Genomic DNA, 14,984 nt, shown 5'->3' with positions numbered 1-14,984 from the left:
GGTTTAACTCGTGTCTGCTTTTTATTTTACGCTTAATTCATCAATAATTACATGCAACCTTTTTGAAAATGGAAGACCTAATCCGCGAGCGATCAAGACGTTTTTGTCGTGTCGAATGATAAAACGTGATTCGGACACATTTGTGAGTGTTGGATCGGAATTAGGAGGTTCTGACAGCGATGTTACCACTCCGCGATAAGCGTTTATGGTCACTCCCTCGCTGAATCCATCAGCGATTGTTTGTTCACTATTTCCCCTAGCGAACAATCCTCCTTTAATATTGATATACGAACCAACTGCATAAATTACAGCATTGCTCTCGGTATAGAAGTACCCTTGAAGATTTTCTTTTTCGAAACTGAAGCTGTTATTAAAATCATTCACTCGATAAAGCTCTAGACGTCCTTTTGAAAGAATGACAACTTGTTCATTATCTAGACCTGAAATATTGGTATCATATATTGACGTTTTCCCTGTCACGTATATTGTAGAAGCAAGCTGTACTCCGGATTTTCCATTTATAATCAAATCCCCAAACACAATGATGTTTCCCTTAAACTTACTGTTGTTTCCTAAATATAGATCCCCATCTACAATAAGCCATTTGTCTTCTAAGTTAAGCTCTTCGTTTTCAAACACATAGGAAGGAGCAGATTGTAGAACGATAGATTTGCTATTCTGGTTGTTTTTAATAAAGTCTTTAAAAAGCATGACATCATCTATAAGAGAAAAAGCATCATTTGATCTCAGTTGGTTAAAAAGGAGTTCAGGATCTCCCGAATTTTTAATGTAGTTAGCATACTCAGGGCTAAAAGGTTCAACTCCAGCTGCTAGCAATAGTTTATCCTTTAGCGTCCATGAGAAATCCACGTCAATAAAATCTTCTGTCTCCTTTTGAATAAGAAGAGAAGGTGGTAGCTCATGTTCTGAGTAATTTAGCAATGAGTACTCGAATCTATTGTTATTTAGGTTGTAACAGCTTTTTGCCCCATTTCCGTGGTCGCACGTATAACGGTTGCCCTCAACAAACAATATACTTCTTTCACTTGTCGTTGGAAACGTTGTCTGTACCGAATAAAGCGTTGAGTTATAAATATAGTTCGCGACGTTTGTGACGTATATATCTTTTCCTGCGTATATGTCCCCGTCAATATAAGCCCCACCATTTAACGTCACATTTTCTCTTGAACCGAGGGCGTATTTTAAAAAGCTCGGTGCATTTGTAATAATTACTTCACGTGATACCGTTTTTTTTCCGTATGGGGCGGAGATGCGAAATACGCGCGTAAATAATTTATTGCGATTGCGTGCGATTCCTTTTGCATCGGTGATATCTTCAATTGTGACGCTATGGCGTTTCATGAGTTCACTTAAAAAGCCAGTTTGTGCATTTCCTAAATCGAGGTCAAGCTGCGTTGGGGTCGATAGCGGCAATGTTTCAACTTTCGCTTTTAACTCCGCTACTGTTTCTTCTACCGATTTTACAGCTTCGTGGAGCGAGGCGACATCTTCTACGCGCACTTGTGTAAATTTCGCTTGATATATGCTTACTGATACAATCGTCAAACCGATTACAAAAAAGACTGTAACGGTTAACATCACGAGCACAAGACTATATCCTTTTTCGTTCATATGTGCTCCACCCCATTTCAAAATCCGAATTTTGTTTCTAATGTGAAAGGTTCAATATATAGCGGATCATTTGGATCGCGATGGTCTTCGTCTTGCACCGATAAGCGAATCGTAACGACGCCGCTTTTACATATGTTTTGATGTTCTCGCATGCATTTGTATTGAAATTCAGACTGTTCGGGAACGATACGTAAATTGGATGGCGTGACTTGTTTCCCATTTATAAGTAATGTCTCGTTTTTTTTATCTATCATGATTTGTAACGTTTGATCTGCTTTTTCTTTCTCTTCGACGAGCCCTGTACTCGTATCAATTTCTTTTTTCATTCGATTGACGAACGTGAGCGTATAGTCGTTTGATTCATCCTTCTTTAAGCCGTCTGGAGCAAGGGCATATAGTTCGTTAAAAATCGTTGTCATTAATATATCCGCTTCGCTTCGTAGCTGATTTTCAATGCCGATCCGTTTATACGCTTTCGTTCCGGCTGTAAATACGCCATATGCAGAAGCGGCAATAATCGATGTGATCGCTAAGCCGACAAGCAATTCAATAAGCGTCAGTCCACGTTCATTAGCGAATACTTTCATTGGCGATCACTCCTTTTAAGACGATCAGTTCGTTATTTGAACGGACAGTGACATATAAACGAAGTAAGTAGTTGCTGACGTCTTCGGCCATCTCTTTCTCTTGTTGGATCGTTCGTTTTAATTCGTTAGGAAATTCGTTTGGCGGGTTCGTTTTGATTTCTGACCATATCGTTTGATTGTACGGAATAATCCAAGCTTGTACGTCTTCTTTATCGTATGTGACGTTGTTTACTGTCGGTGAAAAAACGGCTTTACATACAGTTTCGTCCGGGAATATGGACGTATTTGAACATGATGAAGCATCTAAACGAATAAAAGGTGTTTGTTTCGGATCGTTTACATATGACGCAATTGGTTGAAAATCGAGACGTGCCATATAATGAACGACCCCACGCGCGATATTGACAGCAACCGTTTTCGATTGATTATATGTTGTGTATGTCATCGCGTTTGTAAAAAACATAAACATGCCGCCCATAACGAATGATAAAATAACAACGGATAATAACACTTCAATTAACGTAAATCCACGTTCATTATAAAAAATATTTATTTTCTTTTGACACATTTTCCTTCCCCTTCTTTTAAAATACATAACTTTATTATACAATATGTTAGAGTTAGGTGTTGTATCATTTGCGAATGGGGGGAACGATTTGCCATATTTATTTTTCGCTATCTTTTTTCTCATATTAATCCCCATCTATATGCGGCTGCCTTTTGGGTGGACAAAAAAAGGAGTAGCTCTTTTATTAGCGGTCGCTTGTTTATTAAGCATGTTTGGGATGATTGCGATCGAGCAATTTCCACTTTGGCAAGCCTCATTATTCCTTTTTCTTTTAGTCATTGCAAGCACATATTTACTTGAACGAAAGCTCGGTCATTTATTTTATGTACGCATTCATGAACATGATTTAATTGTTGAAGGCGACGAAAAAGACGAGCAAGAAAACGAACTACCGTCTGCTATAGAAGAGGTGGTGGAGCAACAAAATGAGGAGATTCGACAAGAAGAAATCGAAAACGTCGATGAGGAATGGTTTCAAAGGGAATGGCCTGAAGAAATTGAACAACAAACCTCTATTGAACCGCTCCGAGAAAATGACTTCGATCATATGATTGAGCCGATAGAAAGTGTAGATGACGTCATTGAGCCGTTACGTATGGTAGACAGTGACGATACAAGTGTAAACGAAACAACCGAAGACGTGGCAGAACAACAGTGGCTTGATTTGCTCAGTGAAGAAAATATGGAGATCATACATGATCAAAATGAAATGAAGGAAGAAAAAGATAGTCAGCTACTCGACATCGAAACGATTGCTGTCGTCGAAGAAACAAGTGAGCATATGGTAGATGAATCGTATCGCATTGAGCCGATTGTAGAAGACGATGATATACATACGGAAGCGAGTGCTGATATGGTAGAAGAACAAGAAAGTATTCAAAGCGTTGAGGAAGCAGTAGAGCAAGTGAGCGAAGAAGAACAAGGAACGGCCGATGATGAATGTGTAACAGTAGAAGAAAACAATGAAGAAGTGCATATGCTCCCGAGACCGTTCATGAAAAATTTACTCGCTTCTTTACACGCGATGCGTCCATTGTTGTCGGACGAACAATATGAACAGCTTATTCATAAACATTTACATCCTCGCTTACACGAACAAGATTATTACACATTTGCGAATGTATTAATGGAGCATTACGTTGCTTCAAAACAATATGAAAAGCTATATGATGTTGCTAAACAATTGTACGGGCAATATGAGCTTTACCCGATGATCCAACAACAATTAGCACATATGATACATTATGCTGAACAAAAAATGGGGTGGAAAAAATGAAAAGTAGTACACAAGTTATCGGTCTTCCAGTCATTAGCATTCAAAATGGTGTTCAACTTGGGCAAGTGAAATCGCTCGTTGTAAACCCAGAAAAAGGAACGATTGATTTTCTAATCGTTGATCAAGAAAATTGGGAAATTAGTATGAAAGCGATTCCGTTTCGCCATATCATTGGGATTGGTGAATTTGCGGTAACAGTAGAGGAAGAAAAAGCTGTTCTTGATTTAAACGTCATTCCGATTGCAAATGAGCTTGTCAACAAAAAAATTGCGATTAAACAAGCGAAAGTAATGACGAGAAAAGGACAATTGCTTGGGGAGGCAACAGAGTTTTATATCGATGAAGAAACAGGGAAAATTACAGGCATTGAAGTACAAATCGGATCGGATGTTCGTATCGTTCGTGCCGATCACGTCATTACATATGGAAAAGAGTTGTTAATTGTTCATGAACATGCGCAACAAGAACTCGTCTCCAATGTTGACGCGTTATTGTCTCTAAAAGGAACACAAGTCGAGCCGCTCATTAAACAAATGCTTCCAGAAACGGTAGGGAACGAGCTAGATGAATTGCGTCAAAAACAAATTGAGATGTTAACAGGAAAACGATTATTAAAAGATATTGTTGATGCAAATGGTCAAGTGTTGCTTCCAAAAGATACGGTGTTGACGAAAGAACATGTGATTCGCGCGCAAGAAGAAGGCCCAGATGTTGTAATTGAGCTGTCGATGAATGTCGAGTAAGGAGGCGTATGTCATGCGCCAAAACGTTTCGCTAAAGTTGTTTTTTACGTTGCTTTTGACCGTTTCATATTTACTGACAACTACAAAAGTGGCGACGTGGGCGTACGAGTCGTTTGCTGGCGGGGACAAATTTGCTGAAGGGACGATGATTGGTCCGATCGATGTATCGAATCGTTCGGCTGATGAGGCGTATAAACAAGTGAACGAAAAAGTGAACGAGTGGAAGCAATCAGCAACGATGACGCTCGTGCTAGAAGGAAAAGAAGCGACGCTGCCAACGAATGCGTTTACATTTCATATCAAGGAGAGCATGAAACAGGCGGTAAGCGGAAAGCGCACCCCTCTCCTCGTTTCTGTTGATCATGAAGCGTTACAACAGGCGATCACTTCCATCGACGCATTAAGCGATTGGATGGATGTTGAAAAAGTAAAAGCTCAGTTAGAACATGAGGCTGCTTCCCTTACATCTGCTCAACTATCGCTTCAGCAATACGTTCGGGAAGATATGCAACAAGAAACGGTTTTATCGCAAGCCACGATTCCATTGCATGAAGAGCTTCGTGCAATATCACAAACAGCAATGACAATTGAGCCAAAGCAAATATTTTCTGTTTTGGACTTTTTCAAAAAACAAGGTTTAAGTATATCTAAAGAAGCGATGACGTTATTTGCATCTGCACTATATGAAGCGATAATACCGACAAATTTTGAAATTGTTGAACGGCATACGAGCGCCGTATTGCAAAACGGAGTGAAAGCAGGGTTTGAAGCGGCTGTTGAACAAAATAAAAAAGACTTTATATTTTTTAACCCGAATGATCAATCGTATACGATCGAAGTAAGAGCGGAAGATGGACAAATGAAAGTTGCCTTAGTGGGCATTCCGTTTATTTACCAATATGCAGTAAAAACAGATCCAATTGAATATTATGATCCGAAAACGATTGTGCAATATAGTGCATTGCTGAAGCCGAACGAAAAGCGGGTAAAAGAAGAAGAAAAAAAAGGAATGCTTATTCGCTTATATAAAGAAGTGTACGATCGAAACCGCACATTAGTTGAAACAGTGCTCGTTTCGGAAGATTTTTACCCGCCGATTCATCGTGTGGAAGTGCGTGGATTACGGTCCGGGACAAGTGAGACACCAAATGAATCACCAAATGAATCACCAGCACCCAATGAATCATCAACACCAAACGAAACGCCTTCAACAGAACTAACAGAGCAAGAAGACATATGGGGAAATGAAAACGAGCAAATCAAAGGAAATGAGGATGAGACCTCATGAAAAAGCAAGAACGAAAACGATTAGGTGATTTGTTAATTGAAGCAGGGCTCATTACGAAAGAACAGCTTGAAGAAACGTTAAAAGAAAAAGCCCCTGGGCAAAAATTAGGCGATGCGTTGTTGCAACGTGGCTATATTACAGAACAACAATTAATTGAAGTATTAGAGTTTCAGCTCGGTATTCCACATGTCAGCTTATATCGTTATCCAATTGATCCGAAATTAATGAACCTTGTGCCGAAAGAATTTGCGAAACGAAATATGCTTATTCCTTTAAAGCAAGAAGGAGATCGTTTATTTGTTGCGATGGCAGATCCGATGGATTTTTTTGCGATCGATGATTTGCGCCTGTCGACAGGTTTTCATATCGAAGTGGCCATTGCCTCAAAGGACGATATTTTACGAGCCATTAATAAGTATTATGATATTGACGACACGGTTGAAGAGTTTTTAAACATCGTTCCTCAACAAGAGCCGCGTGAACAAGAGAACATTGTCGAAGATGATTCGCCGATCGTAAAGCTTGTCAATCAAATATTACAAATGGCTGTTGAACAGCGAGCGAGCGATATTCATATTGACCCGCAAGAGACGAAAGTCGTTATTCGTTATCGCATTGACGGAATTTTACGCACGGAGCGGGCGTTGCCAAAACATATGCAAGGAATGTTAACGGCGCGCATTAAAATTTTAGCGAATATGGATATTACGGAACATCGTGTCCCACAAGATGGGCGCATAAAAATGAATATTGATTTTCATCCTGTCGATTTGCGTGTATCAACATTGCCGACCATCTATGGCGAAAAAATCGTTATGCGCGTCCTCGATTTAGGGGCAGCGTTAAATGATTTAAATAAGCTCGGTTTTAATAAAGTTAATTTACAACGGTTTATTCAACTCATTGAACAGCCGACAGGCATCGTGTTAATTACAGGACCGACTGGTTCGGGAAAATCGTCGACACTTTATGCCGCGTTAAACCGTTTAAACGGAGAACATGTGAACATTATTACAATTGAAGATCCAGTTGAGTATCAGCTTGAAGGAGTCAACCAAATTCAAGTCAATCCAAATGTCGGGATGACATTTGCGGAAGGGCTGCGCTCCATTTTACGTCAAGACCCGAACATTATTATGGTAGGGGAAATTCGCGACCGGGAAACGGCGGAAATAGCTATTCGTGCGTCGTTAACAGGACATCTAGTGTTAAGCACGCTGCATACGAATGACGCATTAAGCACGGTCGCGCGTTTAATTGATATGGGCGTTGAACCGTTTTTAGTTGCAACATCGCTATCTGGTGTTGTGTCGCAACGTCTCGTGCGCCGCGTTTGTCGAGATTGCCAAGAGGAACATGAACCGACGAAGCGGGAGGTGGACATTTTTGCTCGCCGTGGTTTGAAAATTGAAAAAGTGATGCGCGGTCGTGGCTGCCCAATGTGCAATATGACCGGATATAAAGGGCGTATTGTCCTGCATGAATTAATGGTCATGTCTGATGAAATGAGAAAGGTCATTTTAAATGGCGAACCGCTTTCGAAATTGCGTGAAATAGCGATAAAAAATAAAATGATTTTTTTAATTGATGACGGATTGTTAAAAGTGAAACAAGGGCTGACGACAACAGAAGAAGTGTTGCGTGTAAGCATTGTATAAGGTAAGGTGATGAGCATGAAACAAAAAGTAGATGCGATGTTGCGTGCTGCATTTGAATTAAAAGCATCTGATATTCATTTAACGGTCGGTATTCCTCCGATTTTTCGCATTAACGGAGATTTGAAACGATATGGGCAAGATGTATTGTCGCCAACCGATACAGAACAAATGGCAAAAGCGATCGTTCCAGAGCATATGTGGACGCGCTTTGAAACAGACGGCGAATTAGATTTGTCATATAGTCTTTCAGGCGTTTCACGTTTTCGTGTGAACGTATTTAAACAACGTGGATGTATATCGTTAGCCATTCGTATCGTACCGACGAAAATTCCAACGCTTGATGAACTGCAATTGCCGGACGTATTAAAAAAGATGGTGGCGAAACCACAAGGGCTCATTCTCGTCACGGGGCCGACAGGGAGCGGAAAATCGACGACGTTAGCCGCGATGATCGATTATATGAACAAGACGATGCGCAAACATATTATTACGCTTGAAGATCCGATTGAATATGTGCATAAGCATGACAGCTGCATCATTGATCAGCGCGAAGTCGGAACGGATACGAGCAGCTTTGCAAACGGGTTGCGCGCTGCTCTTCGCCAAGACCCTGATGTCATTTTAGTCGGGGAAATGCGCGATTTAGAAACGATTCAAACGGCAGTGACTGCTGCTGAAACGGGGCATCTTGTATTCGGAACGCTTCATACGTCAAGCGCACCAGCAACGATTGACCGAATTATTGATGTATTTCAACCAGAACAACAGGCACAAATTCGCATTCAGTTGGCGACAGTTTTAGTTTCAATTATTTCGCAAAGATTATTTCCGCGCGCCCAAAACAACGGGCGGATTGCCGCGACGGAAATTTTAATAAACAATGCAGCAGTCGCCAATTTAATTCGCAACGGGAAAATTCATCAAATTCCGAGCGTTATGCAGACGAATCGCGCGCTTGGCATGCATACACTTGAGGCGAACATTAAAGAGCTTGTCCAACAAGGACTGATTGCAAGAGAAACGGTTGAGCCGTACTTGCAGGAAGGATGATGACAAATGGCGCAATTTCGCTATGAAGCGCGTGATATGCGCGGACGAGTAAAAAAAGGGACGATCGTCGCTCCATCGCGGCGAGATGTCATCATGAAGCTGCGTGAGCAACGGCTAAAAGTGATCGACGTACGCGAAGTGCCACAAACGTTATTAACGAAAGAAATTACATTCGGTAACCCCGTCAAACTACAACATTTCGTTATTTACTTGCGCCAATTTGCGACGCTTTTAAAAGCGGGAGTGACGATTGTAGATGCTACGCGCATTTTAGCGGAACAAACGGAAAGTAAAGCGCTAAAAAAATCGTTGTTGCGCATCGAAGAGCAACTAAGAAACGGACAACCGTTATCTGTAGCGATGATGAACGATTCAAAAATTTTCCCTCCGCTCGTCATTAATATGATTCGAGCAGGAGAGGCGAGCGGAAGTATCGATGAAACGCTAGAGCGATTAGCTGATCATTTTGAAAAAGTGCACCGCACGCGGCAAAAAATTGTTTCCGCTCTAGCGTATCCGATTGTTGTCGGCATTATTGCTGTGATTGTTGTCATCTTTTTACTCGTCGGTGTCGTTCCAACATTCGTTTCAATGTTTGCAGATTTTGGTGCGGATTTGCCGAGCATTACGAAGTTTGTATTACGTGCAAGTGAAGTGATGCAAACGTATTGGTGGGGCGTTCTTCTTTTGTTGCTTAGCACGTATGGGGTACTGATGCTGCTGAGAAGGCAAAAAAAGACGAAATATTATATCGATGTCATCGTGTTGCGCATGCCGATTTTCGGTGGAATGATGCAAAAGGCGGTGCTTGCCCGCATGACGCGCACGTTAAGCTCGTTATTTTCAAGCGCGGTACCGATTTTACAGGCGCTTACGATCGTTGAAGCAGTCGTTGAAAATGAAGTTGTTGCTCGTGTCATTCGCACATCTCGTGATGCGCTTGAGCGCGGAGAATCGTTAACGGAACCGATGAAACGACATTGGGCGTTCCCCCCTCTTGTAACACAAATGATTGCGATCGGAGAGCAAACGGGTTCACTTGATGCGATGCTTGCGAAAGTTGCCGACTTTTATGAAGCGGAAGTCGAAGCGGCTACCGATCGGTTAAAATCGCTTATTGAACCGCTTATGATCGTCTTGCTTGCCGGCGTTGTCGGGACAATCGTCACATCCATTTTAGTCCCGATGTTTGATATATTTAATCACATTCAACAATAAAAACAATAAAATAGTACTTTTCAACTAGATTGTTAATGTTGTAAAATGATAAGAGAGATTATAAAAATTGCAAAGGAGTGGAATTATGTTAAAGAAATTGATTCGCAATGAAAAAGGTTTAACGTTAATTGAGTTGTTGGCGGTTATCGTTATTTTAGGGATTATTGCAGCTATTGCAATTCCGAGCATCGGGGGATTAATTGACAATTCGAAAAAAGATGCGCACGTAGCAAACGCCCAGCAAATGATTAACGCGGCGAAAATTGCTGTAACGGCGGATAAGAGCTTAATACCTAGTAGTGGCCAAAGCAAAAACATTACGCTGAAACAGCTCGAGAATGATGGGTACTTAGAGACAATGAAAGACCCTGATAATGGGACTTATAATAAAGAAGGATCATTTGTTAAGATAACTAATAATAATAACAAGTTATCTTATAGTGTTAAACTAATTAATGATGAGCGTGGTGTCCAAGATTCTTCTACTGGAGATCCGGTTGCTGAGGGAGACCTAGCACGCAGTAAGGTAGTTAATAACCCAGCCAAGTCAACAAAGCCATAAATTATGATTTAGGTACAATGAAGAGTGATCGCATATGTTGTTCTTTATTTCTTTCCTCCTCGGTCTTTTTCTTGGCTCATTTTATAACGTTGTTGGGTTAAGGGTGCCGAGAGGGGAGTCGATTGTTGCGCCGCGTTCGCATTGTCCGTCTTGTAAGCGAACGTTGACGGCGTTTGAATTAATTCCGGTCGTTTCGTATGTGTTACAAAAAGGGAAATGTCGCGCATGTTTAGCGCACATTTCCTTTGTTTACCCATTCGTTGAGCTGTCCACGGCGATATTGTTTGCGCTTGCCCCACTTTTTGTCGGTTGGTCGGCGGAAATCGTCGTTAGTTGGACGCTCATTTCTTTATTCGTTATTATTTTCGTTTCTGATGTGCATTATATGATTATTCCAAACCGTGTTTTATTATTTTTCGCCCCGCTTCTTCTTATTGAGCGTCTATGGTTTGCGCCGCTTACTCCGTGGTGGGATAGTTTGTTAGGCAGCATCGTTGGATTTTTGATGTTATTTATTATCGCGCTCATAAGTAAAGGTGGCATGGGCGGTGGAGATATTAAACTGTTTGCCGTGATCGGTTTGGCGCTTGGGGTCAAACTGACGATTTTAGCGTTCTTTTTATCGACGCTCGTCGGGACAATATTCGGGCTTGTCGGCATGGCGATGGGGCGTGTGAAGCGTGGTGAACCGATGCCGTTTGGACCAGCCATTGTCGTTGGTACACTTGTCGCTTATTTTTTTGGTGAAACGATCATCGATGCGTATGTTAAGGTTATGATGTAAGGAGAACAAACTATGCGGTTTTTTTCGATGAAAAATAAAGTAGGCAATATCGTTATAAAAGATCATGTTATTCGCTACGTTGAACTGAAACAAAAGCAACCGCTCGTCTTGCATACGTGCGAGGAATGGCCGCTTCCAGAAGGGATTGTGCGCGATGGGAAAATTGTTAATGAAGAACAGCTTACTGAAGTGTTAGAACAATGCGTGGACGAATGGAAAATAAAACATCGCCGCGTTCGTTTTCTCGTTCCTGATCCGCTCGTCGTCATTCGAAAAATATCGTTGCCAAAAAACGTGGACGTCGAAGATATACGCAGTTATTTATTTATGGAAATTGGCGCGACCATTCCACTTCCGTTTGAAGATGCGGTATTTGATTATGCGGTGCTTGAAAAAACGAAAGAAGCGCTCCACGTTTTATTATTTGCAGCTCCAGAAGCAAACGTGATGCAATATGCAGAACTGTTTGAAGCGGTGAAATTAAAACCGATTGTGGCCGATATTTCTCCGCTTAGTTTATATCGCTTATTTTACACGTTTGATTTAGCGAACGACGTCGATCACTTTTTATTCGTTCAATTTGATTTATCATCGTTAAACGTCAGTGTCTTTCATCAGCACCGTCCGATGTTTACACGACAGCTTGCCTTTGATTCACAATGGATATATTGGGAAAAAACGAATGAAGGATGGAAATGGTTAAAAGAAGGTGAGCCGGAGTGGCAGCTTGAAGACGTATATAAAGAGCTCGAGCGTGTCATGAACTTTTATCGTTTTTCATTGCAAAAGGGCGAAGCGCAAATTACGCGCATCGTTATAACCGGCGATCATCCACTCATTCATACGTTTTCCCATTTGTTACAAGAGCGGCTTGATGTTGTTGTAGAAATGTTAACGTTGCCGCTTGCGATTGACCCTGCTTACTACTTACCAATCGGACTCGGATTAAAAGAGGGTAATGCACATGCTAGTAGAAATTAACTTATTGCCAAAACGTGAACGGAAATCTCAAATCATCCCAATGATATCGATTGTGGTAGCTGTTTTATTGATCGTTGGCGCGACAACGTTTTATTTCGTTATTCAACACATGGAACAGCAAATATCGCAATTAAAAACGGAACTCGATCAAACGAAAGCGCTTCGTATCGCGGAAGAAGAAAAACAAAAAACAGCCTCGAATGCTTCCGTCGGCGCACAGTTACAAGAAGCGATTCAATGGGCGGAACAATATCCTGTTCATACGGTCGCGCTTTTACATGAATTGATTGAGCGATTGCCAGAGCGCGGCTTTTTAATGAGCATTTCGTACGCCCGTGATGGTGCCATTCAACTAACGGCCCAATTTGATACAACACGTGAAAGCGCTGCTTATTTACAAGCGTTAAAAGAAGCCTCGTTTATTGCTGACGTAAAACTAACGAGTTTAACAGCGGTAGAAGGAAAGGCGGAAGAAGAAGGAACAATGCCGCGATACATCGGACAATTTTCGCTTCAGTTAAATATGGAGGAATGGAAAAAACAGCAACAAGGAGGGGAAACATGAGAAAGGCTTTAATGATTATCCTCTCTCTTTTGTTGCTTATCGTGCTGTCATTTGCGCTTTATATATATGTGTACAAACCGCTCGATGATCGGCAAGAGCAATTAAAAACGGAATTACAAACGGAAAAAAAGTTGCTGCAAGCGTTGCAAAGTAAACAAACGCCAGATGAGTTGCGCGTCAGCATCGTCGAACTGCAAAAACGCATTCCCGTACAACCGTTCGTTGAACAATTTTTATTAGAAATTGAAAAAGCGGAAGCGGTATCAAATAGCATCGTGCTGTCGCTTTCATTTCAAGAGGGCGAACAAATCGAAGGAGCTCCAACACCTATTCAAAAATTGACGGTCAGCATGTCTGTTCGTTCTCCTTCGTACTTTGCGCTCGAACAATTCATCGACGTACTAGAGCGATCGAAGCGCATTGTTTCTGTTGATTCATTATCGTTTACCGGATATGAAGAATGGACGACAGTGATGGATGAAGTGCCAGAGCTTTCTTATTCCCTTACGGTTTCAACGTTTTACGCACCAGAATTGCGTCAATGGATTGAGCAATTGCCACCGCTTGACTTACCACAACCGAGTGAAAAGCGAAATCCATTCCCTTCACTAACGGAACAATAAAGGGGTCGGTCGGATGCAAGATGAGCGGGGAATGACGTTAATCGAACTGTTAGCTGTCGTTGTGATTTTGAGTATTTTAATGATGATTGCGACCATTTCTGTCATTGAGGTAATAAAAAAGTCGCGCGATCAAGCGTTTGTTGCGACCGCGTATTCGCTTTATGAAGCGGCGCGTCTTCATGTCGGCGCACAAAAGGTAGAGTTTTTAACGCCGAATCAAAGCGAAACATTGACGTACAAACAATTAGTCGATGATGGGGTGTTTGAACCGATCATTGACCCATACACATCGAAACGGTTGCAACCGAGCGGTGATTCGTACGTCATTGTGACAAAACAAAGCGACGGTACGATCACATATGCTGTTTGTTTAAAAGGGGAAACGAAGCAAATTTGTGAAGAAAACGGCGTGCCTGTCGATCAATTGTCGGTACGTGACATTCAAGATCGACAAGACAAGTAGTGCGAAATTTGACGAAAACCTTCCGCAACGAGACGACAAATGTCTCGTTTTTTTTTTCTTTTTTTGTGTTACGATGGGCGAAGAATGACAGCGGGAGGGGAAAAAGATGGACAAGCCAGCGAAAAAAGCGATTATTATTAAAGTGAATGGCAAAGAACAACCGTACACGACTGCGATGAGCGCGTTACCGCAATGGTCAAGTGAGCAAAATGAGGAACAAAGCGAAGAACAACATGATTTCATTGAATGGGATAAACAATATAAAACAAAACGATCACCTTGGCGCTCCTTTCTGTTCGCGATTGCTTTAGCAGTCGTTCTTGGGACAAGCTTTGGCTTCCTTGTGTTAACAATTATTCCGACAGCAGAGAAGACAGCATCGCCAGCGACGTTGCAACAAGAACAAAAAGAAGAAGCCCCGATTGCGCAACGAACGGAAACGGTTTTTGTCATTCAAGGTGGAGTGTTTCAAGATGAAAAAGCAGCGAATGTATATGTACAAAAAATAAAGGCACAACAACGTCCGAGTGTCATGATTGGAAAACAGCCTGTTTATGTATTTTTAGGTATGGCATTGACAAAAGAGGAGGCAAAGCAAATCGCAAGTTTATACGAATCGCTCGGCATTGACACATATGTGAAAGCATGGAATGTATCCATCGACGAAAAAGAAAGTGAACCTTTTGTGATGGCCGTGTCCGCTATTAGTCGATTATTAAATGGACAGCAACTTCAAAATGAACAATGGAAACAGCTACAATCGTATTCACCTCACAATGAGCAAGTGAAAAAAGCATATGAAGCGCTTTTTACTTTTCGTCAATCAAATGACCAAAAGCAATTATGGAAAGCTCAACAACATATATTACACGTTTTACAATAAGAAGCGATTTGCTTCTTTTTTTTTCTTTGTCGAACTGTTGTATATTGTGTATAAATTTGGTACGATACAAGTGTATCTTCCTTGAAACAAACGCTCATGACAG

16 protein-coding genes are annotated in these 14,984 nt (G+C 41.4%); 13 read left to right on the top strand and 3 right to left on the bottom strand.

Annotated features, from left to right (window positions below):
- Positions 1–21 precede the first annotated feature (21 nt).
- Genes NST18_RS10575 through NST18_RS10565 form a run of 3 tightly spaced genes read right to left on the bottom strand, consistent with a single transcriptional unit; the run spans position 22 to position 2,787 of the window.
- Positions 22–1,632: a hypothetical protein gene (locus NST18_RS10575; protein WP_340721423.1), complete on the bottom strand. Its 1,611-nt coding sequence runs from the start codon at positions 1,630–1,632 to the stop codon at positions 22–24.
- Positions 1,633–1,649: 17 nt separating this feature from the next.
- On the bottom strand, positions 1,650–2,219 hold the full coding sequence (locus NST18_RS10570) for a PulJ/GspJ family protein (protein ID WP_064214447.1): 570 nt from the start codon (positions 2,217–2,219) through the stop codon (positions 1,650–1,652).
- A complete protein-coding gene (locus NST18_RS10565) occupies positions 2,203–2,787 on the bottom strand; it encodes a type IV pilus modification PilV family protein (protein ID WP_340721421.1) in 585 nt (194 codons plus the stop codon). Before NST18_RS10565 ends, NST18_RS10570 begins: the two co-directional genes overlap by 17 nt.
- Before the next feature lie 139 nt (positions 2,788–2,926).
- Between NST18_RS10565 and NST18_RS10560 the strand changes: the two genes are divergently transcribed.
- The 13 genes from NST18_RS10560 to NST18_RS10500 all read left to right on the top strand — a co-directional run bounded on the left by NST18_RS10560 (position 2,927) and on the right by NST18_RS10500 (position 14,881).
- Positions 2,927–4,063, top strand: a complete 1,137-nt coding sequence (locus NST18_RS10560; RefSeq protein WP_340721420.1) for a hypothetical protein — start codon at positions 2,927–2,929, stop codon at positions 4,061–4,063.
- Positions 4,060–4,806: a PRC-barrel domain-containing protein gene (locus tag NST18_RS10555; protein WP_004889219.1), complete on the top strand. Its 747-nt coding sequence runs from the start codon at positions 4,060–4,062 to the stop codon at positions 4,804–4,806. Before NST18_RS10560 ends, NST18_RS10555 begins: the two co-directional genes overlap by 4 nt.
- A gap of 13 nt (positions 4,807–4,819) precedes the next feature.
- Entirely contained in the window at positions 4,820–6,094 is a 1,275-nt protein-coding gene (locus NST18_RS10550; protein ID WP_340721419.1) for a VanW family protein, read from the top strand.
- Complete coding sequence (locus NST18_RS10545; protein WP_340721418.1) at positions 6,091–7,752, top strand: GspE/PulE family protein; 1,662 nt, start codon at positions 6,091–6,093, stop codon at positions 7,750–7,752. The genes NST18_RS10550 and NST18_RS10545 overlap by 4 nt, the downstream gene beginning before the upstream one ends.
- A 15-nt stretch (positions 7,753–7,767) precedes the next feature.
- On the top strand, positions 7,768–8,802 hold the full coding sequence (locus NST18_RS10540) for a type IV pilus twitching motility protein PilT (RefSeq protein WP_340721417.1): 1,035 nt from the start codon (positions 7,768–7,770) through the stop codon (positions 8,800–8,802).
- 6 nt (positions 8,803–8,808) lie between these two features.
- Positions 8,809–10,020: a type II secretion system F family protein gene (locus NST18_RS10535; protein ID WP_340721416.1), complete on the top strand. Its 1,212-nt coding sequence runs from the start codon at positions 8,809–8,811 to the stop codon at positions 10,018–10,020.
- An 85-nt stretch (positions 10,021–10,105) separates the two neighbouring features.
- On the top strand, positions 10,106–10,582 hold the full coding sequence (locus NST18_RS10530; RefSeq protein WP_340721415.1) for a prepilin-type N-terminal cleavage/methylation domain-containing protein: 477 nt from the start codon (positions 10,106–10,108) through the stop codon (positions 10,580–10,582).
- 34 nt (positions 10,583–10,616) lie between these two features.
- Positions 10,617–11,366 carry a prepilin peptidase gene (locus tag NST18_RS10525; RefSeq protein ID WP_340721414.1) on the top strand — a complete coding sequence of 250 codons (750 nt, stop codon included), beginning with the start codon at positions 10,617–10,619 and terminating at the stop codon, positions 11,364–11,366.
- Positions 11,367–11,378: 12 nt separating this feature from the next.
- Complete coding sequence (pilM, locus tag NST18_RS10520) at positions 11,379–12,347, top strand: type IV pilus biogenesis protein PilM (RefSeq protein WP_004889230.1); 969 nt, start codon at positions 11,379–11,381, stop codon at positions 12,345–12,347.
- Entirely contained in the window at positions 12,331–12,912 is a 582-nt protein-coding gene (locus NST18_RS10515; RefSeq protein ID WP_004889231.1) for a PilN domain-containing protein, read from the top strand. The genes pilM and NST18_RS10515 overlap by 17 nt, the downstream gene beginning before the upstream one ends.
- Positions 12,909–13,535, top strand: a complete 627-nt coding sequence (gene pilO / locus NST18_RS10510) for a type 4a pilus biogenesis protein PilO (protein WP_004889232.1) — start codon at positions 12,909–12,911, stop codon at positions 13,533–13,535. Before NST18_RS10515 ends, pilO begins: the two co-directional genes overlap by 4 nt.
- A gap of 13 nt (positions 13,536–13,548) precedes the next feature.
- Positions 13,549–13,998: a type IV pilin protein gene (locus NST18_RS10505; protein ID WP_064220460.1), complete on the top strand. Its 450-nt coding sequence runs from the start codon at positions 13,549–13,551 to the stop codon at positions 13,996–13,998.
- A 106-nt stretch (positions 13,999–14,104) separates the two neighbouring features.
- Positions 14,105–14,881 (top strand): SPOR domain-containing protein, encoded by a 777-nt coding sequence (locus tag NST18_RS10500; RefSeq protein WP_064214438.1) that lies wholly within the window; start codon positions 14,105–14,107, stop codon positions 14,879–14,881.
- Positions 14,882–14,984: the final 103 nt, after the last annotated feature.

Origin of the sequence: Anoxybacillus sp. FSL W8-0104 (assembly GCF_038004465.1) — a bacterium.
Taxonomy (GTDB): Bacteria; Bacillota; Bacilli; order Bacillales; family Anoxybacillaceae; genus Anoxybacillus; species Anoxybacillus flavithermus_G.
The sequence above is the reverse complement of the archived record's forward strand: the minus strand, read 5'-3'. Positions and strand labels throughout refer to the sequence as shown.